A 25527-nucleotide genomic window follows, 5' to 3' on the forward strand; every position below is an offset into this window, starting at 1 on the left:
GGAAATTGCTTTAAGGGTTTCCATCCATTAACCTTAGGTGTGTCTAATGAGGGTGAGGTTCTACGCTACGTTTCGCGAGCTCATTGGAAAGAAGGAGGTTGAGGTTCACGGCGTGAAAACAGTGAGGGAGCTCATAGACTACCTCGCCGAGCACTACAGCCCCGAGATTAAAAAGGAACTCCTTGAGAGCCCGCGCGTTGGGCCGAACAAGCCGATAGACGGCATGATTTTAGTCAACGGCTATAACATCCTCCACCTGGACGGCCTTGACACCGAACTCAAGGACGATGACGAGGTGCACATCTTCCCGCCGGCGGGTGGTGGCTGATGGCCGTCGCGGAACTCTGCATCTTTCCCCTCGGAACGGGAAGTCCGAGCGTCGGCGAGTACCTTAAACCCGTTATCCAAGTAATCGAGGAGAGCGGGCTCAAATACCAGCTCTGCCCGATGGGGACTGTCGTCGAGGGCTCGATAGACGAAATCCTTGAGCTGGTGAAGAAGTGCCACGAGGCGATTTTGAAGGCTGGAGCAAAGCGCGTAGTCATAAGCTTGAGGATAGACGACAGAACCGACAAGAAGCTGACAATCGAGGGCAAGGTGAAGTTTTGATGGAGTACTTCGACAGGATAGCGAGCAGATACGACGACTGGTACAGAACAAAGACAGGCCAATACGTGGATAGAATAGAAAAGTGGCTCGTCTTCTCGATGCTCAGGACGAAATCCGGCAGAGCTTTGGACCTCGGCTGTGGAACGGGCAACTACACCCTTGAGCTTAAAATGAGGGGCTTTGACGTAATCGGTCTCGACGCGAGCGAGGGAATGCTCAGAATAGCGCGCTCGAAGGGTCTTAACTGCGTCAAAGGAGACGCCTACTCACTTCCCTTTCCCGATGAAAGCTTTGACCTCGTTCTCAGCGTCACGATGTTCGAGTTCATTCACGAGCCTGAGAAGGTTTTAAGGGAAATCCATCGCGTTTTGAAGCCTGGAGGGGAAGTCCTGATAGGAACGATGAACGGGCGGAGCCTCTGGTTTCTATTCAAACGGCTGAAGAGCCTCCTCATCGAGACCGCTTACAGATACGCGCGCTTTTACACGCCAAAGGAGCTTGAAGAACTTCTCAGAAACGCCGGCTTCGAGAAAGTTGAGAGCGCCGGGGTTATATTCTTTCCCTCGTTCTGGCCGTTCCTTGGCCTCGCGGAGAAAGTGGATAAGAAATGTTACAAAAAATGTAAGGGGCTTGGGGCCTTCATAGCGGTTAGAGGGGAGAAAGCTCAGCTCCCCTCCCAGAGGACGTAGGTCTTCTTAGCGATGAATATCGGCTCAATCCTCTTGCTGACGATGACGACCTTGTCGCCGTACTTCTTCTTAAGCTCGTTTATGTAGCTATCAATGAAGTCCTCGGGGACGCTTGCCTTTCCGGTGATTACGTTGTCGCCCTTCTTGACGCTCGGGATGGTCTTCACCGGGATGTAGCCCACGATGTCCATGTGCGGTTCGAGGTAGAAGTCCGGCTTGTATATGTCCGGGCCGTTGGGGGCTACGTAGTAGTAGACGACGCCCCTGAGGGTGAACTCAACGTTAGTGTAGTCCCCCTCAAAGGCCTCGGTGAGCTTAATCGTTCCGCTCTGACCGGGCCCGAGAACCCAGCTTGGATTCGCAAGCTTTCCGTCAACGTAGACCGGGCCGTTCGTAACACCGACCGGGCCGTCCTGGACGAGGAGGAAGCGGTACTTGGTGGCGTTGGGTACGTAGAGGTGAACCTCAACTGGGGTCTCGTTGAGGTGGTTTATGTTGACGTTCTCTGCAACGACCTTCCTCTCGACGAGCTCCGTTCCGTTGTAGGCCTCGAAGATTATGGTGCCGTCCTTGACGTCCCTTCCAAAGGCCGAAATCCAGAGCCTGAGCGTCTGATTGCCGAGGGGGGGCTTTCCTCCGGCCATAGTGCTGTAGAACGGCTTCCAGGTTCCGTTCTGGAGGAAGTCCATCCTGTATATCGCGAAGGGGGTGAACTCGTAGACCCTGACGCTCGGGTCGTAGATTCCCTGCCTCTTGAGGTAGCCGTTGTAGCCGGTGTATACGAGCTTGAAGTTGGCAAAGAGCTTCTGGGCGTCCCACTCGTTAATCGAATACGGGAGGTGAAGTGCAAGCCTCACGTAGTTGCTGAAGGCTATCTTCTCGTAGGCGAGGATTCCGACGGGATAAAGCTGGTTGTTGGAGGTCTTGTAAGGAACGACGTAAAGTACGTAGGGCGAGGCGCTTCCGTTGGCCTTGTAGAAGTGCCCGTTGACGAGGTCAATGGTCATCTTGGGTTTCATGTATTGGTTGTTGCCGAGGTTGACGTAGACGGTGTTGTTCTGGATGAGGATGTTCTGGGCCGGGACGTAGCCAAACATTCCAAAGCTCTCGCCGTGGGTTATTGCACCTCCAAGGTAGGCAATGGCGCCGAACTTGCCGAAGTCGCTCTGGCCGTCAAATGGGTCGAGGAAGGTTATTACGTACCTGTTCTCCCAGGCCTCAAGGTCGACCTCACCCTTCGCACCGTAGTGTGAGAAGAACTTGGCAATTATGTACCTCCTGTCGTAGCCGTGACCACCGTCGCTAACGGCCCTCCTGTGGCTGAGCAGGCTTGACTCCTCCCAGTAGCCGTAGTCCCACCAGCTGAGCACTGTTGAGTATGGGTCGCTGTTGTTCCTGAGCCAGAACAGGGCGTCCGTCCAAGCTTCCGGCACGCTACCGGGCATTTCGGGGTTTATGGTGCGGTAGCTGTTCATCATGAGCTTCTGGTTGGTGTAGGAATAGTCGGCGCTTATGTATGGCATCGGGAAGAGAATCAACACCAGGAAGAGCGCGTAGAGGGTCTTCGTTGTGGTCGTGTCCTTCATGTTCTCCACAAAGATGAAGGCCTCCCCGAGGGCGATGCCCGCGAGGAGTATGACCGCGCCAGAGGCCTGGAAAGAGAACCTGACGGCCTGCTGGAAGAGGTAAAGGACGCCAAAGTAGTAGAATATCGGCATGAAGTCCTTGTAGAGCTCGTAGCTTCCCTCCTTAACGTGTCTGTAGAACCTCCAGAGGAGGACAACGAGGCCGGCTATTGAGAGGAGGAATATTATACTGTCGCCCTTGACGACGATACCGTTCCTGTAAACGGGTTTGAGGCTGAAGGTCTTGATGACCTGGCTCCAGCTGAGACCCTGGAGCTCGGCAACAGTTTGGTAGAGCGGGGTCGAACGCGTCGCCGCTTTGAGGAAGTTGAAGAGGTCCTTTCCGAAGTAGGCGTATATCGCAAGGAATCCCGCTATCGAGACGCCGATAACGGTTCCGAGCCTGTGAGCTAAGTCGGAGTAGTTGAGGCCGACCCTCTCGCCGTAGAGCATAACCAGAGCGAGGGCCACCATCGCGAGGAGAACCTCAAGGGAGAATATTAGGAAGTTCTTTATTCCAACGAACCCAACGTGGGCCCCGATGAGTCCGAGGACTATTGAGACGCCGAGTATCGGGTAATACTCGAAGACGAAGCGCCTGAGCTCTTTTATCTTTCCGAATGCGAAGAACACGACCGGGACAACTGCACCGGTTGCAAGGAAAATCATGACGCCGAGCGGACTACCTGTCCAGACTCCCATGTAAATCGGGCTGAGTATGAGGAACGCCACTGCACCGGCTATTTTCTTCCAGTTCCACTCCTTTTCGTCGAGGTAAACGAGCAGGAAGTAGAACGCGAAGAGGAAGAACATCATGAAGGGCCCTTCACCACGGTTGTTTCCGGAGTAAGTCTTTGTTATTGCTCCGTAGAAGCCCATCATTAAGCCTGCTCCCCAGAAGCCGGCCCAGTTTGAGTGGAGCTTCCTGCCGACGAGGAAGACGGCTATGATTATCATCGCGCCGACGAACGGTGGCCAGACCTTGAAGGCCTGGAGCTCACTCCAGCCAAAGAGGGCGTGGGTTATCTTGTAGAAGAGCGCCTGCATCGTGTAGAGCGCCAGGTAACCGCTGGCCTTTATGCCCATCGGGGGCTCGGCGTAGGCGTAATACTTGGGAATCCACTCGTGGATTGCCAGCTTGTACATCTCAAAGTGGAAGAAGGTGTCCGGGTCGAGGAACGTCTTGTAGCTCGAAGTGACCGCCCTTATCTTGTAGCCAACGTACGCGAAGAGGAGCACTATAATCGGCAACCCGTACTCCCTGAAAAGGACGTAAAACTTGGAGAGCTCTGCTTTGGCCCCCTTACGTTTCCTTTTTTCTTTAACGTCTGTCTTCATTCGCACCACCTCATTCAACCGTAACGGATTTGGCAAGGTTCCTCGGCTTGTCGGGGTCGTTGCCCCTCAGCACGGCAAGGTGATAAGCCAGAAGCTGGAGCGGGAGGATGTAGGGAATCGGGGTGAGGGTCTCATCAAGGTCTGGCATCTCGATAAACGCATCCGAGACCTCGCGCAACCTTTCGGAGGAGCCGAGGGCTATTATGTGTGCCCCCCTCGCCTTGGCCTCCTCGATGTTACCCAGCATTTTGTCAAAGGTCTTCCCGTTCGGTGCTATCGCCACGACCGGGATGCCGTCCTCAATCAACGCCAACGGCCCGTGCTTGAGCTCGCCCGCGCTCAATCCCTCGGCGTGGATGTAACTTATCTCCTTGAGCTTTAGGGCGCCTTCAAGGGCCGTCGGAAGGCCTATGCCCCTTCCTATGTAGAAGAAGTTCTCCCTGTCCTTCAACCCCTCTGCAAGCTCCCTGAGCGGTTCGTTCAGGTTCAAGATGTCCTCGATGAGGTCTGGGACTCTCCTCAAGCCTTCCTCAAGTTCTTTGAGATACTCCTCATCAGCAGTTCCGAGGGTTCTGGCCAGCTCGATGGCGAGCATGGTCAAGACGGCGAGCTGTGTCGTGTAGGTCTTCGTCGCCGCGACGCCTATTTCAGGCCCCGCGTGGGTGTAGAGCGTTAAATCGGCTATCCTCGTCGCCATACTGCCGACCACGTTGACTATGGCCAGAACTTTCGCCCCCTTTCTCTTCGCGAGCTTCATTGCCGCGAGCGTGTCGGCCGTTTCACCGCTCTGTGTTATCGCTATGACGAGGGAGTTTTCATCAATCAGGTCCTCGAACTCGTAGCGGAACTCGCTGGCGTCCTCAACGATTGGAATTTTTTTGGCAAGCCTCTGGAAGAGGTATTTGCCCACGAGGCCCGCGTGATAGGAAGTCCCCATCGCAACGATGAAGATTTTCTCGTAATCCGCTATCTCCTTTGCGACATCTCCGATTACCTTGGCGTTCCCGTGAATGGCATCCCTCAGAACCCTCGGCTGTTCAAATATCTCCTTGAGCATGAAGTGGGAGAAACCTTCTTTCTCAGCCATTTCAAGGGTCCACTCTATCGTCTTGACATCCTTCTCGACTTTCTCGCCGGTTTCGAGCCTCTTCACGACCCACGAGTCTTTCGTAACGACTGCGTACTCCATGTCGTCGAGGAAGACGACCCTGTTGGTGTACTCGAGGAAAGCTGGAACATCACTCGCCGCGAAGTTCTCGCCCTCACCGATTCCAAGGACGAGCGGGCTCTCGTTCCTCACGAAGTAGAGCCTGTCGGGCTCTCCCGTGTAAACGATTCCAAGGGCAAAGGAACCCTTAAGCTTCAGGAGGGCCTTTCTGAGGGCTTCTTCAAAGTTCTCGCTCGATTTCAGCTCCTCCTCTATCAAATGGGCTATAACCTCAGTGTCCGTGTCGCTCTCAAAGGTGTGGCCCTTCTCAACCAGCTCCTTCTTCAGCTCCGCGAAGTTCTCGATTATGCCGTTATGGACGAGCGCTATCTTTCCGGTGCAGTCCTTCTGGGGGTGAGCGTTAATATCGTTCGGAACGCCGTGCGTCGCCCAGCGGGTGTGCCCGACACCGCGCTTTCCGGGCATATCGAGGAGCTTTAACCTCTTCGTGACCTCGTCAACGCTTCCAACTCCCTTCTTGATGTACAGCTTCCCGTTTTCCTCAGTTACAACGCCAACAGAATCGTAACCGCGGTATTCGAGCCTTTTGAGACCCTTGACGATTACTTCACAGGCTTTTCTGTCACCGATGTAGCCTATGATTCCACACATTATCCTCACCCCTTACTCTTTCCCCTGATAAACCCATGAAGTTAAAAGCTTTCCTAAGAAGGTTGAACCGGGGAAAAGCCTTTATACAACGGCTTCAATCTTCGGTGGGTGGGCGGATGAACAGGAAGCTTGACGAGTTCCTCGGGGACGTGAAGCCCAGGATAAAATCCGATGAGAAGCCCAGAAGGAAGAAAAAACGCCTGAAGTCAACGAACCTCGACTCTTTTCTCCCTGAGGAATACGTTAACTATTTCAAAGGGCTGAGAATAGGTTCAAAGAAGATTAGGAACGCGAAGATAGAGGAGCTATAGCGCCTCGGCTATGACCGCTTTCTCCCCGACCTTGAAGACGAAAGCCCTCCTATCGCCCTTCAAGCCTGCCTCTATCTTCCGCCTTATCCGCCAGTACTCCTCCTGCAGGACGCTCATCTTCAGCGTTGCCCTTCCAAAGCCTTCCCTCTTCAGGAGGTCGTTAATCCTGACCGGGTGGAAGGGCAGGACGGCAACGACTGAATAGGTTCTCTTGAGGTAGGGACTCTTAATCGGCTCGTCGCCCGTAGCCAGAACACGCCTCTTTTCGCGAAGGAGCATCTTTGCGTCCCCGTTGAGAACGTGGAACAGCTCATTGAGCAAATCGGCGTAATCCACTGCCTGCGGGATTTCGTAGAGGTACTGGCCGGGCTTTTCAGTCCACTCGACGACCTTCTCAAGGTTCGGGTCGCTCTCAAGCCTGACGCCAGCGGGCAGGATTACGGCGCTCCTCTCGGCTTTCGCGAGAGGTTCGGTGTAGAAAGTCAGCCTGTTGAGGTGGCTGTGCAAATCAATGTACTCGAACTCACCTTTCCAGGGAACCCTCTCACGCCTCATCTGAGGGGGCAAATCGAATATGAACGCGTCGGTCTTCGAGCTGTAGACCCTGTAAATTTCCAGCGGGCTTGGGAGCAGGTCTTCAAGCCTCCTTTCCGGCATCTCCGGAGGCCGGGCAGGGTCGGAAAAGATTACCTCCGCGTCGATTTTCTCCACGGTTTCGGGTGCTAGCGAATCTGCGTTTATGAACTCGATGTTAGTAACTCCATAGCGCTCGGCATTCCTCCTCGCGAACTCTATTTTGAGCGGTTCTATGTCTATTCCATAAGCTTTCTCGACCTTCATCGCGTAGAAGATGAGCTGGATTCCGATTCCGCAGGAGACGTCGGCGATACTTTTAACGCCAAACTCTTTCAGTCGCTCGGCACGGTACTTTGCGACCACCTCGTGGGTGGCGTAGCGGAGGCCTTCAAGGTCCATCCACAGGTCGTCGCGCGAGAACTTATCTTTAGCCCTAATCCTCGCCCTCGCTATCTCTGTTATGAGCTCCCAGTTCTTGCCGAGCCTCGCGCGGAGCTTCTTCTCGTCGAAACCGCGCTTTATGAGCTCCATTGCTTCCCTGACTTTCTCCTCGGTGATTTCCGCCAACATGTTCTCGCCTAAGGAGAGAGGCTTAAAAACGTTGCCTGCTTAGTTTGAGCGGTGTTAATAATGGACTGGAAGAGGGCCGCTTTTACGCTCATCGTTGCCCTAACGATGGTCGGTACCGTGTGGTTCGCCTATCACTTCGCTTCTCAGGAGGGTCTTAATGACTACATCGGCGACGAGGTCTGGTACGTGCCCGCGAGCAGGAACGTCCTTCACCTCCTCGGAGTCAACGTTACCTACGAGCACAACGGCACCTACGGCGTCAACCTCATATTCGCAAACGAGAGCGACAAGTTCAAGTACCTGAGCACGGCCGATGCCATAGCGGCTTTCAGTGGTGTGAGGCTTAGAATCGAGTACTACAACTTTCCCGGGGTCTACTACGAGATTCCCGCGGAGGAGTATCTGGATTTCCTTGAAAAGCTCTCGACCCAGCTGCCCGAGGGGAGCTACTACCTCGTCCCCGGCTTCAGGTATCCTGATAAAGAGAACATACAGAACTACCTCAACACGGAGCACCCATTCCTCGGAAAGGACATCATAATGCTGAGCATGGTTCTGCTCGGGGACAAGCCAATCAACTGGCGCCTCCCGGGTATAATCGAGTTCGCCCTCATAGAGCTCCTCGTCGTTCTGGCCGCTTACAGGATAAGTAAAAGCTACCTTGCGTCGCTCATAGCGCTCGCCTTCGTGGTTGCAGACCCGACGCTTCAGGCAACCTCTGTCGCGGCAATGCTTGACATCCATGTGGCGTTTTTCGTCGCGCTGTTCGTCCTCGCCCTGGCCTACGAAATGGAGCTCGGCTCTTCAATATCCCTGGGCCTCGCCGGGGCAACGAAGCTCAGCGGTGCCTTCGGCTGGCCGGTCCTCCTATGGAGGGCGCTCAAGAGGGAAAAGTCCTTCGTAAGGTTCTTCTCAATTGTCGTCATAATTCCTGGCATCGTTTTCCTGCTCCCGGAGCTCCCCATAATCAAAGTGATAGGCTTCGTTCCCTGGCTCAGGGAGTTCCTTGGAAGCTTCAGGTGGCACCTCAGCTACAAGGGTCCGAACCCGAACACCTCACCCTTCTGGGAGTGGTTTATCAACTACAGGGCCTTTCCCTTCCACTTCAACCCCAACGTCTTCGCGAGCACCGACCCGGTTCTCCTTCTCGGCATGGTCGTTCTAATCTTTGCGATGCCCTGGCTTCACAGGAGAAAGCCCGGAATCCTCGCGCCCTTCATGGTCTTCTGGAGCACCATCGGCCTCTTCGCCCTCCAGTACGCCCTCGGCGGGAAGACGCAGTTCAGCTTCTACGCAACGGTTCTCGTTCCGCCGGCTTCTGTTGTCATTGGCGTCGCCCTGAACGAGCTCCTCAGGTGGGAGGCCTTCAGAAGCTCCTTGGACTTCTACTGGGAGAAACTGAAGGGGTTCAAGGACTGGGCCTTCCAAAAGCTTGGCTCTGAGAAAGCTACCTCCCCAGAAAGTCCTCAAGACTGAGCTGGCCTTTCTTTGACTTTTTGGTTTCCATCTCCACCCTGAGCCTCTCTTCAATCTTCTTCAGCGTCTTCCATCCCCTCCGCACAATCGGTGGGAAGGTACCGTGCTCCCTGTAGTACTCCTCAAGGAAAGCCCTTGTCCTCGGGTCGCTCGGGTAGCCGCTCCCGATTTCGCCGTATTTCTCTTTCAGCCCCTCGATTTCCCTGTCGCGGGTTACTTTTGCGACGATTGAAGCGGCGGAAACCACCGGAAAGAGCGCGTCGGCTCGGTGCTTCGCTATGATTTCGGCTTTAAACCCCAGCCTCTCCTTCAGCTCCCTCCCAAAGCGCTCCTCGTCAACGTCGGCAGCATCGGCATAAATCATGTCGGGCTTCACCTTCAGGGAGTTCAGGGCTTTCGCGAAGTTCTCTACCTCGAATTCGTTGAGCGTCCCCTCGCGGGAGCTTATCTCCTCTGGCGAGAGTATTAGAACGACGTAATCGTCCGCAAGGCTTAGAATCTCGTTGAAAAGCTTCTCGCGCCTCTTCGGCGTCAATTTTTTTGAGTCCTTGACTCCGAGCTCCTCAAGTCCCGGCAGGTTATCCTCGTCAACGACTATAGCCGTGATGACCATAGGGCCTATAACAGGCCCCCTGCCTGCCTCGTCGATGCCCGCTATCTTCCGCCCCAAAGTTTCACCTCCGGAAGAGGAGCGCGCCGTAGATTACGCCCAGCATTATAGTCGCTATACCGCTCGGTGGGATTGCCGTGAAGTAAGCTAAAACAACCGACGAAAGCTGGACAGTGAGGGTGAGTAGGAGGCTAACCGCGAGAACCTTCCTCAAATCCGAGCTCACCATCAGCGCTATCGCGCCGGGCAGAACGGCAACGACCTGGAGTGTTATCAGGCCGACAGTCTGGACGATTAAAGCGCCAATTGCCCCCACGAGGACGTAGAGAATCATGAGGTAAGCCCTTGCGTTCCCGCCGTAGCTCTCAAGCCCCTCCGGGTCGAAGCTGAGGTAGAGGAAGTCGCGGTAGAGGAAGAGGAGGACGAAGAAGATGAGCGCACCGCCGAGGATGAGCACGGCCAAGTCGTTAAGCGTGATGAGGAAGATGTCGCCCGTGAGGTATGACAGGATGTTCTCGGTAAGCGGGAAGTAGGGCCTGCTCGCCATGACCTTGTAGAGGATTCCGAAGCCGAGAACGGTAAGTCCAGCGACGAAGCTCGCCACTATTCCAACCGCTGAATCCGGGGTGAAGCCGAGCTTTTCGAGCTGGGCTATGATTAGGACGATTACAATCGTCACTATGAGCGCGACGAGGGTTACAAGGGCGTAGCTGTTGAAGAGGAGCGCGAGAATCATCCCAAGGACGGCTCCAAGGAGAAGGGCATGAAAGAGAGCGTGCGTGAGGAAAGCCAGGCCCTTGGTGTTTATCAACGGGCTCAGCAGGCCGAGGAGGACGCTGACCATTATACTCGCGAGGATTGCCCTCAGGATGAACTCCGGAATCACAGGCCACCACCCCTGCCCCTGTGGATGTGGAAGTCGCCGGTTATGCAGTAGAGCTTCCCGTTTACCGGGATTACCTTCGCCAGCGGGCCGTAGACGGACTTGATGACTCCATCTGTGAGGACTTCCTCCGGTTTTCCAAAGGCTATCAGCCTTTTGTTAATCAACATCACGAGGTCGCCTATCTCAAGGAGCGGGTTTATGTCGTGGGTCGTTATTATCATCGTGACGTTCTTCTCGGATTTTATCTTGCTGAGGACGTTCGTGACCTCGGCCCTCGCGCTCGGGTCCAACGCTGAGAGAGGCTCGTCGAGGAGGAGAAGCTTGGGGTCGCTCATCAAAGCCCTCGCGAGGAGAACCCTCTGCTTTTGTCCCCCAGAAAGCTCGCGGAAAAGCCTGTTCTTGACGTGTCCGAGGCCGACAAAGGTTAGAACTTCTTCGGCCTTTCTCAGAATCTCCTCAGGAATTTTAAAGTGGACGAAGCCCCTCCTGTAGAGCCCGCCCATCGCGACAACTTCGAGGGCCGTGAGCGGAACGCGCTCGTTGAGGGAACTGCTCTGGGGGACGTAGCCTATCAGATACCTCGCGTCGCAGGGATTCCTCCCGAAGACGAGGAGCTTTCCCCGGTATTCGCGGTGGAAGCAGGCTATCGTTTTCAGCAAAGTAGTCTTTCCCGCACCGTTTGGGCCGAGGAGGAGCAGGGTTTTGCCCTCGTCTAACCTGAACGTCACGTCGCTCAAGGCAGGTTTGCCCTCGTAGAGTATCGTCAGGTTTTCGGCTTCCACCGCGGTCATATCAATCCCACTCCAAGTATTTCGGTCCGTTTTTAAACTTTAATGTTCCTATGATGGGCAAATCTGGGTAATCTCGTTGCAAAAATTTTAAAAGTTTGGGGCCAAAGGGCAGTTGGAGAATTTTTGCAGGGGTAAGCTTATAAGGGCTCACGCAGAGCGGTTGGGGGTGATGCTCATGGCGTACAAGGGTGGAAAAGGTAAAAAGAACAGGCAGGTGGAGGGTGACGAGGTTATTCGTGTTCCTCTCCCTGACAGAAGCAAAGGACAGCTCTTCGGAGTTATAGAGCAGGCCCTCGGAGCGGGCTGGATGGACGTCCGTTGCGAGGACGGCAAGATAAGGAGATGCAGGATTCCGGGCAAGCTCAGGAGAAGGATGTGGATGCGCGTTGGCGACGTCGTCATCGTCCAGCCCTGGCCCGTTCAGACCGACGAGCGCGGCGACATAGTTTACCGCTACACGAGAACCCAGGTGGACTGGCTCCTCAGGAAGGGCAAGATAAGCCAGGATTTCCTCACGGGCGGAGAGCTGTTGTTCTGATTCCGAGTGATGGGAGATGCGCGAGGAAGCCATTGAGCGGGAAGTCGAGGAGATACTGGGCCTCAGGGATAAGCGGGAGAAGGACAGCGAGCTCTACAAGATAGCCAACGAGGTCTTCGACAGGACGACGAAAGAAACCCTTGCCTACCTCCACAGGCGCGGTAAAATAGAGGAGCTCTACGGCGTAATAAGCACTGGCAAGGAAGCAAACGTCTTCGCTGGCGTTGACGCCGAGGGCAACAGGATAGCGGTGAAGATTTACAGGACGTACACCACCGAGTTCAGAAGGATATGGGAGTACCTCGCCGCCGACCCGCGCATCGGCTACCTGCCGAAGGACATGCGGAAGCTCGTCTTCGTTTGGACGCGGAGGGAGTTTAAGAACCTCCAGAGGGCGATAAAGTACGCGGTTCGCGTTCCCGAACCGGTAATCTTCCGCAACAACGTCTTGGTAATGGAGTTCATCGGCGATGAGATGCCCGCTCCGAGGCTGAAGGACGTTGAGAGGGAGCTTGAGAAGAAGGATTTCGAGGAGCTCTACAGCTATTTAATCGGCGTCATTGAGAGGCTCTGGAAGCGCGGTGACATGGTTCACGGCGATTTGAGCGAGTACAACGTCCTGCTCTGGGACGGGCCGGTGGTTATAGACTGGTCGCAGGCCACCGTCAGGAGGAACAGGATGAGCGTCGAGCTTTTAAAGCGCGACCTGAGGAACGTTACCAACTACTTCGCGAGGAAGGGGGTTGATGTTGAAGACTACGAGGTGAAGCTCCGCGAGCTGATTGAGAGGTGAGAGCATGGACGAGTTTGAGAGGCTCCTGAAGAAGTACGAGCGCGTTGATAAGGACGGAAGGCCAATTAAGGAAAAAGAGAGTGAGATTGATTACCTCGCTGAGGGCGAGCAGGAGGAGTTCGTGAGGATTCCCAGGGAGAGGATAGCCGTCCTCATCGGTAAGAAGGGCAAAACGAAGAGGGAAATCGAAGAGCGCACCGGAACCAAGATAGAGGTGGACAGCGAGACGGGAGAGGTTTTCATCACTGCCACGAAGAAGACGAAAGACCCGCTCGCCGTCTGGAAGGCAAGGGATGTGGTTTTGGCCATAGGCAGAGGTTTCTCCCCCGAGAGGGCCTTCAGGCTCTTCAACGAGGGTGAAATCCTCGAGGTTGTAAACCTCACGGATATCGTCGTCGGAAACGAGAAGAACGCCCTGCCCAGGGTAAGGGGTAGAATCATCGGGCGGAAGGGAAGGACGAGGGAGATTATTGAGGAGATGAGTGGCGCCGACGTTAGCGTTTACGGAAAGACCGTCGCGATTATCGGCAACCCGATTCAGGTCGAAGTGGCCAGAACGGCTGTAGAGAAGCTCGCAAGGGGCTCGCCACACGGTGTCGTTTACCGCTACCTCGAAAGGCGCAAGAAGGATTTGGAGCTCGAAAGCTCCGCCTACTACGAGGCCCTTGAGGGCGGGCCCGAGTCTGAGGATTGGGAGGAGGAATGACGATGGCCGAGGCGAGTCAGCTCTTTAAGGAGTTCAAAATCCAGAGCGTCAGCGAGTTCTTCAGGCGAAACGCGGCAATGCTTGGCTACACTGGAAAAGTCCGCTCGCTCACAACGCTCGTCCACGAGGCGGTCACGAACTCGCTCGACGCCTGTGAAGAGGCTGGAATTCCGCCCTACATAAGGGTTGAGATTGAGGAGCTTGGAAGGGAGCACTACAAGGTCGTCGTTGAGGACAACGGTCCTGGAATACCCGAGAAATACATAACCCACGTCTTCGGAAAGATGCTGGCTGGAACCAAAGCGCACAGAAACATACAGAGCCGCGGCCAGCAGGGTATCGGTATAAGCGGCGCTGTCATGTTCGCCCAGATAACGAGCGGAAAGGCGACCCGCGTGATTACTTCAACGGGCGACGAGATTATCGAGGCCTGGGTGAAGATAGACGTTGACAAGAACGAGGGTAAAATCGTCAAGAAGGAGAGGCACCCGAATCCAGACGGCTGGCACGGGACGAGGATAGAGCTCGAGGTAAAGAACGTCAAGTACATGCGCTCCAAACAGGGCGTCTACTGGTACCTCAAGCTCACCGCCATAGCGAACCCCCACGCCCACATAGAGCTCATCGAGCCCGACGGAAGGCTGATAGTCTTCCCGCGCTCGAGTGAAGAGGTTCCCGAGCCACCTGTGGAGATGAAGCCCCACCCGAAGGGTGTCCTGACGGACGACGTCTACAGAATGGCCAAGAAGACTAAACGGCAGAGTGTGAGGCGCTTCCTCATCGGGGAATTCTCAAGGATAAGCGACAAGAAGGTTGACGAGCTCGTCGAGTACATAGCGGCACTGAGGCTCATCAAAACCGTCGAGGACAAGAAGGTCCAGGAACAGCTCTACGAGAGGCTCATGAAGGGTGAAGTCAAAGCCGTTCTCCGCTCCTTCAGGGGCTACACCAAGGTCGTCAAGCAGGTCGCGAAGATGATGGAGAAACCGCCCGAGAAGCTCACCTGGCATGAGGCCGAGGAGATAGTCGAGGCCTTCAAGTACATGAAGTTCCTCGCTCCGCCGACGCACGGCCTCAGGCCCATAGGCGAGGAGAACATTGAGAAGGGTTTGAAGGGAATCCTTAAGCCTGAATTCGTGACGGCCGTAACGAGACCCCCCAAGGTGTACTCAGGTGGAATCCCCTTCCAGGTTGAAGTTGGCCTTGCCTACGGCGGAGAGATACCGAGCGGTTTTGAGCTCCTCCGCTACGCGAACCGCGTCCCACTGTTGTTTGACGCGGGCTCGTGCGTAACCACCCAGGCGGCGCGCTCTATAGACTGGAAGAGGTATAAAGTTGACGACCTCGACAGAACGCCCCTCGTGCTCATGATTAACGTGGTTTCAGTCCACGTCCCCTACACTGGAACTGGAAAGCAGAGCATAGCGAGCGTTGACGAGATATACAACGAGATTCGCCTGGCCATAATGGACGCGGCGAGAAGACTGCAGACCTACCTCAGCGGAAAGCACAGGCGCCTCTACCAGGTAAAGAGAAAGAAGACCTTCGAGAAGTACGTGCCCGAGATAGCGAGGGCTCTGAGCGTTCTGACGGGCGAGCCCGAGGAGAAGATTAGGGAGTACTTCCTAAACTTCATTGAGAGTCACTTCGCCTCGAAGGAGGCTGTGGAGGTGAGCGAGAATGCCTAAACGCAAGGTCATACACCGCGAGAAGCCCAAGGAGAAGTTCTCCTACGACCCAAAAAAGGTGCTCAGCAAGCTCGAAGAGTACGGAAGGAGCGTCCTTGAGGCCATCAAGTCGGGTAAGAACCCCTATTTTGACATCCCGATGCGCGGACTCAACAACGTTTACTTCGACGAGAAGAGCAGGCTAATCAAGATGGGCGACAAGCTCTCAAGGCGTTACTTCCTCAACGTTGCTCATGCCAGAAAGTTCATGCAAACCTTACTCATAATGGCCTACGTGAAAAGGCTCGTGAGTGAGGGCAAGCACGCGAGCCTTCGTGAAGCCTACTACGCCAACAAGCACACGATTCCCGGAACGAGGGAGAACACCTTCGAGGACCAGCGCGAGAGCGACCCGATTATCGAGGATTTGGAGAGGATGCTCGGCGTTTTGAGGGAGGAGATGCACATAACTGCCGACAGGCGCGGTTACATCTACGGCGACATAGTGATTAGGGACGGCGAGGACGAGTTCAACGCGAGCAAGCTCGGAAGCGGCGGTTGGGCGGTTCCTGGAACGGTGGAGCACATTCAGTTCCCAGAGATAAACGTTGATTACGCCCTCGTTGTCGAGACTGCCGCTATGGCCGACCGTCTCATCGAGGAAAAGTTCCCGAAGAAGGAAAATGCCCTAATCATAGCCACCCAGGGACAGGCCTCGCGCGGCGTCAGGCGTTTAATCCACAGGCTCCACTATGAGGAAGGCCTGCCAATCATCGTCTTCACCGATGGCGACCCCTACGGTTGGTACATCTACTCCACCATAAAGCAGGGCTCGATTAACCTCGCTTACCTCAGCGACAAGCTGGCGACGCCCGAGGCGAGGTTCGTAGGCATGACGATGGACGACATAAAACGCTACGGCCTTGAGAACGTCACCGAGAAGCTCAAGGGAATCCCGCCCAACAAGAAAGGTGGCCCAACGGGCGACTACAAGCGCATTTTGGAGGAGATGGAGTACCCCTGGTTCCAGAACAGGGAGTGGCAGAGACAGCTCAAGTTAGCGCTCAAATGGGGCGTCAGGATTGAACAGCAGGCCTTGGCAAACAAGAGCCTTGAGTTCGTCGCCAAGGAGTACCTGCCAGAAAAGATAAACAACGGTGATTTGCTACCATGACGACGACTGAAGAGCTCGTCGCCCAGGTCAACAAGATACTCGACGACATAGGGATAGACCTGGGCGAGCTCTTCGAGAACTTCGAGCCCGCTAAGTTAGCATACACCCTCTCCCGCAACGTTTCCCTTCTGAGCGACCTTCAGGACGAGCTTGAAAGGCGCGTTGGGGAAACGGCTCCGTCAGTCCGCTTCATGGACAAGAAGAACAAGGACCCCCACCTCCAGTGGATTTACAGGAAGAAGCACAACAGGGCCCTGGCCCTTGAGAGGCTCCGTTCGGCGATAACCGCCCACAAGATGGCTTTGGCTCTGCTCTCGGCCAACTACACCTTCAAGCTCGGCAGGAAAGAGATTCCGATAGACGCCATAACCAAGGAGAACTTTGAGAAGGTAAAGGCCGTTGAGAAGCCCGTGAAGCTCGGCAGGCTTGAAGTCCTCCCACACCTCGCCTACTCTGGCGACGTGCTCAGGCTTCTGGCCAGGGAGAGCATCGAGGTCAGGGAAACTTTCAAGTTCATCAAGGGCAAGCTCCGCGAGAAGGGAACCGTCAGGACGAAGAGCATAAGGATTGAGGTTGAGTACTTCGAGAACAACAGGCTGAAGAAGGCCCGCCTCGACCTTCCGGCCGATGCCGACATCGAGATGGAGCTCAGGAAACGCTTCGGAAGAAGGTTCCGCTGGCGCGTTTTGACGTTCGTGAAGACGAGGGGGGTCCTCATAAACAACCACTACACCGTTGACAACCTCGCCCTGGCCTACGCTTCCCTCGACCCTGAGAAGGGGGCCGAAAAGCTCGGCCTGGATATCTTTCGCTACTACTTCCTCACCTCCTCGACAGAGCGCGAGACCCTGGGCATCTTCCCGGGGATAAAGCTCTGCGTCGACTGCCACTACTCAATCCTTGATTTGCCCTTCAGGCACGAGAAGGACTTCAAGACCGGGCAGGGGAGCATCTACGTCATGAGGAAGTGTGAGATGGAAGGCCAGCTGACGGGGAAGAGGAAGGACATAACCACGATTCCCAACTACCTCCTCGGTGGGGTTCTGCTCTACGGCATGAGCCCCTACGACGAAGGAAAAGTCGCGGAGCTCCTCGGGATTGACGAGACCGAGCTGGAGGAGGCCATAAAGAAGTTCGTGATTTCCGGCCTGCACAAGGTTCTGTTCAGCGAGAGCGAGCTGAAGAAGTTTGAAAAGTTCATGCCAAAGAGCGACAAGGCCAAGCGCTTCCTCGACCTCCTGCAGGGGTGAGGGCATGAAGGTTCGGGTGAGTGCCAAAACCTACGACGAGCTCCTGCGGAAGCTTTCCGAGCTCGACGAGGACGTCACCGAGGTTTATGTCAGCCTCAGGCCCACCAAGGAGGTCGTCGTTAAAATCCTCGAGAACGCGCCCAACGTGAAGAGGATAAGCTGTCCGCCGAGCCTCTATCCAAAGGTCTCCAAGAGGGTCATCTACGCCCTCGGTCAGCTTGGTATAGAGCTCGTCCCCGAGAACAGGCCGAGGGGAAGGCCGAGGAAGTACGACGAAAAAACGGTGAAGCTCGTCCGCGAGCTGGCCAAGAAAGGCGTCCCGATGCGGGAAATCAGCGAGCGCCTCGGCATTCCCCTTAGGACTGTTTACTACATGGTGAACGAGCTCCGGGCTTAACTTTAAAAGACCTTTTCTCAAGCCAACCCCGGGTGAGAGAAGTGATTGAGACTCAGGAAGAAGTTCCGGAGATTAGAGAACCCCTCAGGCGAGTTGGCATAACCAACCTCAGGAGCGTCGCCAAGATTAACTGGAAGGGAAAGGTCTACACGTTCCTCCCGCTCTTCGAGGTCACGATAGACGTCCCGGCCGAGAAAAAGGGAATCCACATGAGTCGTCTCGTGGAGAGCATCACCGAGGCCATGAGCGAGGCCGTCGAGGAGGAGGTTAGAGAGGCCCACAGCTCGCTTGAGGAGCTTGGAAGGGCCGTCATAAGGCGCCTTGAGAGCAAGCATCCGCACAGAAGGGCTGAGGTCTGGATTAAGACCCACCTCATAATCCCACGGGAGACCCCCGCCAGCAAAAAAATCAGCTACGAGCCCTACGACGTCGAGGTCGGCGTCATAAAGAACGAGGACGGCACCTTTGAGAAGGTTCTCCGCGTCAAGGTGATTGGGAACACGGTCTGCCCCCACGCGATGGCCAACAACAACGGAAAGACCCACATACAGCGCGCCATCGGAGAGCTTGAGGTCAGGACGGCCTTCGACGAGGAGATAGCGCTCGAGGACATGATTGACGTCGTCGAGAGCTCCTTCAGCCACCCGACCTATACGCTCCTGAAGACGGTTGACGAAAACGCCGTCGTCCAGGGCATGTTCGCAAATCCCAAGTTCGTCGAGGACGTCGCGCGCGAGATTTTCGCCAAGGCGAAGGAGCGCTTCAACGGAAAAATTCACGTGAGGGTTATAAGCAACGAGAGCATCCACAAGCACGACGTCATCGCCGAGACGTGGAGCTAAAGGCGGTTAACATGAAGCTCGTCCACGACCCAATACACGGCGGAATAGAGCTCGACGACTTCGCGGTAAAGCTGGTTGACACGCCGGAGTTCCAGAGGCTCAGGAGGATTACCCAGCTCGGCTTAGCTTTTCTCGTCTATCCCTCTGCCAGACACACACGCTTCGAGCACTCCCTCGGGACCTTCCACATAGCGAGGCTTATAAGGGAGCGGAATCCCGAGATTAATGCGGGGGCGGTTTACGCGGCCCTGCTCCATGACCTCGGACACTACCCGTTCAGCCATACCCTTGAATGCCTCTTTCCAAGGCACGAGGACAACACGAGATGGCTGATAAAGCACGGGGAAATCGGCGACGTTCTGATGGAGCGCTTCTCGCTCAAGGAGTTCCTCGGCCTTCTCAAGCACCCGCTCGTGAGCGGTGACATAGACGCCGATAGAATGGACTACCTCGTGCGCGATGCCTACTACACCGGGGTCGCCTACGGACTCGTTGACCTTGAGCGCCTTATACGAAACCTCCGCTGGGACGGCGAGAGGCTAATCCTCGGCGAGAAGGGGATAATGGCTGGCCAGAACCTCCTGATATCGAGGAGCATGATGTACCCAACGGTTTACCAGCACCACACCGTTAGAATAGCGAGCGCGATGCTGTGCAAGGCCGTTGAGCTCGAAGGGGTTGGGCTTGAGGAGCTCCGGAAAATGGACGAGGTTGACCTCGTTGCCCGGCTGAGGGGGAGCGAGAGATGGGAAGTCCGCGAGCTCATCGGTGCAATCGAGAACAGAAAACTCTACAAGCGCGTTCTCTGGAGCGGGAAGAAGCTCGATGAGGAGACAATCAAGGAGTTGAGAAAAGAGCTGGAGAGTGAGTTCGGCCATCTTGCGTTGCTCGACTACCCTGAGAAGCCGAGGTTCGAGGAGAGGAACGCCTTCGTGGAGTTCAATGGGGAAATTAAACGGCTCAGTGAGGTCTCGCCAGTCGTGAGAGCACTCGTCGAGGCAAAAGAGAGCAACTGGCGCTGGGGAATCTACGCGAGGGAAGATAAAGTTGAAGAGGTCAGAACCTTCGTCTCCAAAAGGCTTAAGTAGTTTTGAATTCCTCGTCCCGTTCCATTTTCCCATCGGGAAAAGCTTTATAACCGAGCCTTTTAAGTTAAGCCGACAAGCTCATCCAAAGGTGGTGCGTTATGGGAAGAAGGGAAGAGATGATTGCGAAGATTAAGGAGCTCATGACCCAGCCTGAGAGAATCAGGAACATGGGTATCGCCGCTCACATTGACCACGGTAAGACTACTTTGAGCGATAACCTGCTCGCCGGAGCGGGAATGATTAGCGAGGAGCTTGCTGGAAAGCAACTCGTCCTTGACTTCGACGAGCAGGAGCAGGCGAGAGGTATCACCATCAACGCGGCCAACGTTTCGATGGTTCACAACTACGAGGGCCAGGACTACCTCATCAACCTCATTGACACCCCGGGTCACGTTGACTTCGGTGGTGATGTTACCAGGGCCATGCGTGCCATCGACGGTGCGATTATAGTTGTCGACGCCGTCGAGGGTGTCATGCCCCAGACCGAGACCGTCCTCAGACAGGCCCTTCGCGAGTACGTCAAGCCCGTTCTCTTCATCAACAAGGTTGACCGTCTCATCAAGGAGCTCAAACTCGGCCCGAACGAGATACTCAACCGCTTCGCCAAGATAATCACCGACGTGAACAGGCTCATCAAGCGCTACGCCCCCGAGGAGTTCAAGAACGAGTGGCTCGTCAAGGTGGAAGACGGTAGCGTTGCCTTCGGTTCAGCCTACTACAACTGGGCCCTCAGCGTCCCGTACATGAAGAAGACCGGAGTTACCTTCAAGGACATCGTCGAGCTCACCAACGCCGGTGACCTCAAGACCCTCAGGCAGAAGGCCCCGCTCCACGTCGTCGTCCTCGACATGGTCGTCAGGCATCTCCCGAACCCGCTTGAGGCCCAGAAGTACAGGATTCCGCACCTCTGGCAGGGCGACATAAACAGCGACGTTGGTCAGGCCATGCTCAAGTGCGACCCGAAGGGCAAGATGGTCATGGTCGTTACGAAGATAATCATCGACAAGCACGCCGGTGAGGTTGCTACCGGCCGTGTCTGGAGCGGTACAGTCAAGAGCGGTAAGGAGGTCTACCTCATCAACAGCAAGAGGAAGGCCAGAATCCAGCAGGTCGGTATCTACATGGGTCCCGAGAGGATTAACATGGAGGCCGTTCCGGCTGGAAACATCGTCGCCGTCACCGGTCTGAGGGACGCCATGGCAGGTGAGACCGTCGCCGAGGAGCCGATTGAGCCGTTCGAGGCCCTCCACTACGTCAGCGAGCCGGTCGTTACCGTTGCCATCGAGGCCAAGAACGTCAAGGACCTCCCGAGGCTCATTGAGGCCCTCCGCCAGCTTGCCAAGGAGGACCCGACGCTCCACGTTAAGATTGACGAGGAGACCGGCCAGCACCTCCTCAGCGGTATGGGTGAGCTCCACCTCGAGGTCAAGCTCGTCAAGCTCAAGGAAGACTGGAAGATTGACGTCGACGTTTCCCCTCCGATAGTCGTCTACCGTGAGAGCGTCACCAAGAAGAGCCCAATCGTCGAAGGAAAGTCCCCGAACAAGCACAACAGGTTCTACATCACCGTCGAGCCGATGCCCGACGAGATTTACGAGGCCATCAAAGAAGGCATCATCCCCGAGGGCAGGCCGAAGGACCCGAAGGCGGTCGCCAAGAAGCTCGCCGAGCTCGGCATGGACTACGAGATGGCCAAGGGCATCGTTGACGTCTACAACGGCAACATGTTCTTCGACAACACCAAGGGTATCCAGTACCTCAACGAGGTCATGGACCTCCTCGTTGACGGATTCCACATGGCGATGGACGAAGGACCGCTCGCCAAGGAGCCGGTCATGAAGGTCATCGTCAGGCTCCACGATGCCAAGATACACGAGGACAACGTCCACCGCGGTCCGGCTCAGATTTACCCGGCCATCAGGACTGCCATCCACTGCGCCATGATGAAGGCCGGTCCGGTTCTCTACGAGCCGTACCAGAAGGTCATCATCAACGTTCCCTACGAGTACATGGGTGCCGTCAGCAGGGAAATCAACCAGAGGCGCGGTCAGCTCATCGACATGAGGCAGGAAGGCGAGGTCATGATTATCATCGCAGAGGCCCCGGTCGCCGAGATGTTCGGATTCGCTGGAGCCATCCGTGGAGCCACCAGCGGAAGGGCCCTCTGGAGCACCGAGCACGCGGGCTTCAAGCGCGTCCCGAACGAGCTGGCAGTCAACATTATCAGGCAGATACGCCAGAGGAAGGGCCTCGACCCGAACCCGCCGACCGAGAAGGACGTCTGCCCGCAGCAGTGAAGCCGTCCCTGGCTTCTCGTTTCTTCACCTTTCTTGAATTTTGACTTTCGGTTCACATTTCAGTCCGTTCTTTAGTCCAATCCCTTCGCTTCGAGAATAGAAGGCCTGATTTTGACAGATACGCGTTTAAGGGCGATTAGTTAACTTTTTAAACTTGCCCCGCAAGTTAGGGTCGGAACTCATGAGGTCCCCCCGTAAACGGCGGGTTCCCCGCCTGAGGGGACCGAGGTTCGAAAGATTTAAAAAGCCATCCTACTCAGCCCGAGTAGACCAAAATATGGAGGTGTTTGAAAATGGCTAAGGAGAAGCCGCACGTTAACATCGTCTTTATAGGCCACGTCGACCACGGAAAGAGCACCACCATCGGAAGACTGCTCTTCGACACCGCGAACATTCCGGAGAACATCATCAAGAAGTTCGAGGAGATGGGTGAGAAGGGTAAGTCCTTCAAGTTCGCTTGGGTCATGGACAGGCTCAAGGAGGAGCGCGAGCGCGGTATTACCATTGATGTTGCCCACACCAAGTTCGAGACCCCGCACAGGTACATCACCATCATCGACGCTCCGGGCCACAGGGACTTCGTTAAGAACATGATTACCGGTGCCAGCCAGGCTGACGCCGCCGTTCTCGTCGTCGCCGCCACCGACGGTGTCATGCCACAGACCAAGGAGCACGCCTTCCTTGCCAGGACCCTCGGTATCAACCACATCATAGTCGCCATCAACAAGATGGACATGGTCAACTACGACCAGAAGGCCTTTGAGAAGGTCAAGGCTCAGGTTGAGAAGCTCCTCAAGATGCTCGGCTACAAGGACTTCCCGGTCATCCCGATTAGCGCTTGGGAGGGCGACAACGTCGTTAAGAGGAGCGACAAGATGCCCTGGTACAAGGGTCCGACCCTCATCGAGGCCCTCGACCAGATACCCGAGCCGCCGAAGCCGACCGACAAGCCGCTCCGCATCCCGATTCAGGACGTCTACTCCATCAAGGGTGTCGGTACCGTTCCGGTCGGCCGTGTCGAGACCGGTATCCTCCGCGTCGGCGACGTCGTCATCTTCGAGCCGGCCAGCACTATCTTCCACAAGCCCATCCAGGGTGAGGTTAAATCCATCGAGATGCACCACGAGCCTCTCCAGGAGGCTTACCCGGGTGACAACATCGGATTCAACGTCCGTGGCGTTGGTAAGAACGACATAAAGCGCGGTGACGTTGCTGGACACACCAACAACCCGCCGACCGTCGTCAGGCCGAAGGACACCTTCAAGGCCCAGATAATCGTCCTCAACCACCCGACCGCCATCACCGTCGGATACACCCCGGTGCTTCACGCCCACACCACCCAGGTCGCCGTCAGGTTCGAGCAGCTCCTCGCTAAGCTTGACCCGAGGACCGGTAACGTCCTCGAGGAGAACCCGCAGTTCATCAAGACCGGTGACTCCGCCATCGTCATCCTTAGGCCGACCAAGGCCATGGTCATCGAGCCAGTCAAGGAGATTCCACAGCTCGGTAGGTTCGCCATCCGTGACATGGGCCAGACCGTCGCCGCTGGTATGGTTATCTCCATCCAGAAGGCCGAGTGAAGGCCTTCTCTGATCTTTCCTTTACTTCCTAAACTTTAGGAGGGACGGAAATGCAGAAGGCGAGGATTAAGCTTGCGAGCACCAACATTAAGGCCCTCAACGAAGTCACCGACCAGATTAAGCAGATTGCAGAGAGAACCGGCGTTAGGATGAGCGGACCCATCCCGCTCCCGACCAAGAGGATAAGGATCACCACCAGGAAGAGCCCGGACGGAGAGGGCACCGCCACCTTTGACAGGTTCGAGCTCCGCGTTCACAAGAGGCTCGTTGACATTGAGGCCGACGAAAGGGCCATGCGCCAGATTATGCGCATCCGCGTCCCTGAGGACGTCACCATCGAGATCGAACTCATCTCCTGATTTCCTTTATGCGCCGGGGTAGCCTAGCCTGGGAAGGCGCGGGCCTGGAGAGTCCGTGGGCGTTAGCCCGCCAGGGTTCAAATCCCTGCCCCGGCGCCAAACTCCTTTTGTCATCTCTTCTCATTGGGGCTGTTCTAGTGTGATGATTTACTGAGCAAATACCAAACACAGAAAAGCACGTTCTCGGATTCAACCTTCTAAAAAAATTCCTCAGAAGGTTTAACCTGCAGGGAAGATAAAAGAACAGAGACCAAGTGAGGACTCAGTAGCGCCTTCTCCTCTGTCTTGGTCTGTTCCTACCCCACCTGTGCCTGTACTCGTTCTCAAGCTCGTCGCGCCGAACCATTTCCCTGTACTCCTTCGGGAGTTCCTCGCTCAGCTCCGACTTCCTGACGTCAACTCCCGCCTGCCTCGCTATGTACCTGAGTCTCCTGAGCTCACCGGGCGCGATGAAGGTTATGGCCTTCCCCTTCTTCCCCATTCTACCTGTTCTGCCAATTCTGTGGATGTACTGCTCTGCGTTCATGGGGATTGAGTAGTTGACAACGTGACTTATCTCCGGAACGTCAAGGCCCCTCGCGGCAACGTCCGTCGCCACAAGAATCTCGGTCTTCCCGTGCTTGAACCTTCCGAAGGTTCTCTCCCTTGAGGGCTGGCTCATGTCCCCGTTGAGGGCCTCGGCCCTAAACCCGTCCTTCCTGAGCCTCTCCGCCAGCTCCCGTGTTTCCACCTTCGTCTGGCAGAAAATTATGCCGTAGAAGTCCCCACTCAGGATTTTCTTGAGGATTCCATAGCGCCTTGCTGGGACGGCCTCTATAAACTCCTGCTCAACCTCGCCTGGAACCAGCTCGTCCCTGCTCACGATGACAACTTCGGGGTTCTTCATGTACTTCTTGGCGAGCAACAGAACGTCCATTGGCATCGTCGCCGAGAACATCATCACGCGCTTTTCCTCAGGAGTTGCCCTAAAGATGGCCTCGATGTCCTCCTGAAAGCCCATGTCAAGCATTCTGTCGGCCTCGTCGAGGACGAAGAAGCGGAGCGAGTCGAGCCTGAGCGTCCCACGCCTTATGTGGTCGAGCACCCTGCCGGGCGTCCCAACGACGATTTGAGCCCTCTCAAGGGCCCTTATCTGGGGCCCTATAGGCTGACCTCCGTAGATTGCGTAGATGTCTATCTTCCGCTTTCCGCGTAGCGAGCGGAGCTCCTCACTCACCTGTATTGCCAGCTCCCTCGTTGGCGTTAGAATGAGTGCTTGGACTTCCTTTCTGCTCTCCTCCACAAGGTCGAGGATTGGAAGACCAAAGGCCACGGTTTTACCGCTTCCGGTCTTTGACTGGCCAACGACGTCGCTCTTTCCGTCGAGAATGAGCGGTATAACTTCCCTCTGAACGTCTGTGGGTTCCGAGAAACCCTTTCTCTCAACGGCCTCAACGGAGGCCTTCGATAAGCCAAGCTCCTTAAAACTCATTTTTCAAGTCTCCTTAATGTTGAAGTCTCAAACACGCTCCTTCTCAGAACGCGCCGAGGAGAAAC

At 55.7% G+C, this 25527-nt stretch carries 24 protein-coding genes and 1 tRNA gene; 18 read left to right on the forward strand and 7 right to left on the reverse strand.

The window, feature by feature from the left end:
- Window positions 1–46: 46 nt before the first annotated feature.
- Genes MVO87_RS10895 through MVO87_RS10905 form a run of 3 tightly spaced genes read left to right on the forward strand, consistent with a single transcriptional unit; the run spans window position 47 to window position 1298 of the window.
- Window positions 47–328 carry a ubiquitin-like small modifier protein 1 gene (locus tag MVO87_RS10895; protein WP_297515246.1) on the forward strand — a complete coding sequence of 94 codons (282 nt, stop codon included), beginning with the start codon at window positions 47–49 and terminating at the stop codon, window positions 326–328.
- Window positions 328–609, forward strand: coding sequence for an MTH1187 family thiamine-binding protein (locus tag MVO87_RS10900; RefSeq protein ID WP_297515249.1), 282 nt, complete (start codon window positions 328–330; stop codon window positions 607–609). The genes MVO87_RS10895 and MVO87_RS10900 overlap by 1 nt, the downstream gene beginning before the upstream one ends.
- Window positions 609–1298, forward strand: a complete 690-nt coding sequence (locus MVO87_RS10905; RefSeq protein WP_297515254.1) for a class I SAM-dependent methyltransferase — start codon at window positions 609–611, stop codon at window positions 1296–1298. Before MVO87_RS10900 ends, MVO87_RS10905 begins: the two co-directional genes overlap by 1 nt.
- Here the strand turns inward: MVO87_RS10905 and MVO87_RS10910 are convergent.
- Together MVO87_RS10910 and glmS are read right to left on the reverse strand one after the other, a co-directional pair.
- On the reverse strand, window positions 1274–4261 hold the full coding sequence (locus MVO87_RS10910) for a peptide transporter (protein WP_297553149.1): 2988 nt from the start codon (window positions 4259–4261) through the stop codon (window positions 1274–1276). The genes MVO87_RS10905 and MVO87_RS10910 overlap by 25 nt on opposite strands.
- A 10-nt stretch (window positions 4262–4271) precedes the next feature.
- On the reverse strand, window positions 4272–6080 hold the full coding sequence (glmS, locus tag MVO87_RS10915; protein ID WP_297553136.1) for a glutamine--fructose-6-phosphate transaminase (isomerizing): 1809 nt from the start codon (window positions 6078–6080) through the stop codon (window positions 4272–4274).
- Window positions 6081–6196: 116 nt separating this feature from the next.
- On the opposite strand from glmS, the gene MVO87_RS10920 reads away from it, so the two are divergent.
- Window positions 6197–6391: a PCNA-inhibitor gene (locus MVO87_RS10920; RefSeq protein ID WP_297515494.1), complete on the forward strand. Its 195-nt coding sequence runs from the start codon at window positions 6197–6199 to the stop codon at window positions 6389–6391.
- Here the strand turns inward: MVO87_RS10920 and MVO87_RS10925 are convergent.
- Window positions 6386–7537, reverse strand: coding sequence for a methyltransferase domain-containing protein (locus MVO87_RS10925; protein WP_297515491.1), 1152 nt, complete (start codon window positions 7535–7537; stop codon window positions 6386–6388). The genes MVO87_RS10920 and MVO87_RS10925 overlap by 6 nt on opposite strands.
- A 60-nt stretch (window positions 7538–7597) precedes the next feature.
- On the opposite strand from MVO87_RS10925, the gene MVO87_RS10930 reads away from it, so the two are divergent.
- Window positions 7598–9013 (forward strand): dolichyl-phosphate-mannose--protein mannosyltransferase, encoded by a 1416-nt coding sequence (locus MVO87_RS10930; RefSeq protein WP_297553138.1) that lies wholly within the window; start codon window positions 7598–7600, stop codon window positions 9011–9013.
- Here MVO87_RS10930 and rnhB read toward each other — a convergent pair.
- From rnhB to MVO87_RS10945, 3 genes are read right to left on the reverse strand one after another with little or no spacing between them, the layout of a single operon-like run.
- On the reverse strand, window positions 8985–9683 hold the full coding sequence (rnhB, locus tag MVO87_RS10935; protein WP_297515482.1) for a ribonuclease HII: 699 nt from the start codon (window positions 9681–9683) through the stop codon (window positions 8985–8987). The two genes, MVO87_RS10930 and rnhB, sit on opposite strands and share 29 nt — an antisense overlap.
- A gap of 4 nt (window positions 9684–9687) precedes the next feature.
- Entirely contained in the window at window positions 9688–10509 is an 822-nt protein-coding gene (locus MVO87_RS10940) for a metal ABC transporter permease (protein ID WP_297515478.1), read from the reverse strand.
- Window positions 10506–11300, reverse strand: coding sequence for a metal ABC transporter ATP-binding protein (locus tag MVO87_RS10945; RefSeq protein ID WP_297553140.1), 795 nt, complete (start codon window positions 11298–11300; stop codon window positions 10506–10508). The genes MVO87_RS10940 and MVO87_RS10945 overlap by 4 nt, the downstream gene beginning before the upstream one ends.
- A gap of 175 nt (window positions 11301–11475) precedes the next feature.
- On the opposite strand from MVO87_RS10945, the gene eif1A reads away from it, so the two are divergent.
- From eif1A to MVO87_RS11010, 13 genes are all read left to right on the forward strand, one after another.
- On the forward strand, window positions 11476–11838 hold the full coding sequence (eif1A, locus tag MVO87_RS10950) for a translation initiation factor eIF-1A (RefSeq protein ID WP_297515497.1): 363 nt from the start codon (window positions 11476–11478) through the stop codon (window positions 11836–11838).
- 16 nt (window positions 11839–11854) lie between these two features.
- On the forward strand, window positions 11855–12631 hold the full coding sequence (locus MVO87_RS10955) for a serine protein kinase RIO (protein WP_297512311.1): 777 nt from the start codon (window positions 11855–11857) through the stop codon (window positions 12629–12631).
- A gap of 4 nt (window positions 12632–12635) precedes the next feature.
- Window positions 12636–13337: a 16S rRNA 3'-interacting factor aDim2p gene (locus MVO87_RS10960; RefSeq protein ID WP_297512308.1), complete on the forward strand. Its 702-nt coding sequence runs from the start codon at window positions 12636–12638 to the stop codon at window positions 13335–13337.
- Window positions 13338–13339: 2 nt separating this feature from the next.
- Window positions 13340–15025, forward strand: a complete 1686-nt coding sequence (gene top6B / locus MVO87_RS10965) for a DNA topoisomerase VI subunit B (protein WP_297553151.1) — start codon at window positions 13340–13342, stop codon at window positions 15023–15025.
- Window positions 15018–16178, forward strand: a complete 1161-nt coding sequence (locus MVO87_RS10970) for a DNA topoisomerase IV subunit A (protein WP_297513532.1) — start codon at window positions 15018–15020, stop codon at window positions 16176–16178. The genes top6B and MVO87_RS10970 overlap by 8 nt, the downstream gene beginning before the upstream one ends.
- Window positions 16175–17428, forward strand: a complete 1254-nt coding sequence (locus MVO87_RS10975; RefSeq protein ID WP_297553142.1) for a DUF530 family protein — start codon at window positions 16175–16177, stop codon at window positions 17426–17428. Before MVO87_RS10970 ends, MVO87_RS10975 begins: the two co-directional genes overlap by 4 nt.
- Window positions 17429–17432: 4 nt before the next feature.
- Window positions 17433–17825 (forward strand): DUF1699 family protein, encoded by a 393-nt coding sequence (locus MVO87_RS10980; RefSeq protein WP_297513622.1) that lies wholly within the window; start codon window positions 17433–17435, stop codon window positions 17823–17825.
- A 41-nt stretch (window positions 17826–17866) separates the two neighbouring features.
- The gene (locus MVO87_RS10985) at window positions 17867–18667 is read left to right on the forward strand and encodes a GTP cyclohydrolase IV (protein ID WP_297553143.1); all 801 of its coding nucleotides are present in this window, start codon (window positions 17867–17869) and stop codon (window positions 18665–18667) included.
- A gap of 11 nt (window positions 18668–18678) precedes the next feature.
- Complete coding sequence (locus MVO87_RS10990; RefSeq protein ID WP_297513103.1) at window positions 18679–19755, forward strand: HD domain-containing protein; 1077 nt, start codon at window positions 18679–18681, stop codon at window positions 19753–19755.
- A gap of 98 nt (window positions 19756–19853) precedes the next feature.
- Entirely contained in the window at window positions 19854–22052 is a 2199-nt protein-coding gene (locus MVO87_RS10995) for an elongation factor EF-2 (RefSeq protein ID WP_297553145.1), read from the forward strand.
- Window positions 22053–22345: 293 nt separating this feature from the next.
- Complete coding sequence (tuf, locus tag MVO87_RS11000) at window positions 22346–23632, forward strand: translation elongation factor EF-1 subunit alpha (RefSeq protein WP_297553147.1); 1287 nt, start codon at window positions 22346–22348, stop codon at window positions 23630–23632.
- A gap of 50 nt (window positions 23633–23682) precedes the next feature.
- Window positions 23683–23991, forward strand: coding sequence for a 30S ribosomal protein S10 (rpsJ, locus tag MVO87_RS11005; RefSeq protein WP_012571711.1), 309 nt, complete (start codon window positions 23683–23685; stop codon window positions 23989–23991).
- Between the two features lie 12 nt (window positions 23992–24003).
- Window positions 24004–24090 (forward strand) — tRNA-Ser (locus MVO87_RS11010).
- Window positions 24091–24253: 163 nt separating this feature from the next.
- On the opposite strand, the gene MVO87_RS11015 is transcribed toward MVO87_RS11010, so the two are convergent.
- Window positions 24254–25462, reverse strand: a complete 1209-nt coding sequence (locus tag MVO87_RS11015; RefSeq protein ID WP_297514482.1) for a DEAD/DEAH box helicase — start codon at window positions 25460–25462, stop codon at window positions 24254–24256.
- Window positions 25463–25527 lie beyond the last annotated feature (65 nt).

It is taken from the genome of Thermococcus sp. (assembly GCF_027063845.1).
In the GTDB taxonomy this organism is placed as follows: domain Archaea; phylum Methanobacteriota_B; class Thermococci; order Thermococcales; family Thermococcaceae; genus Thermococcus.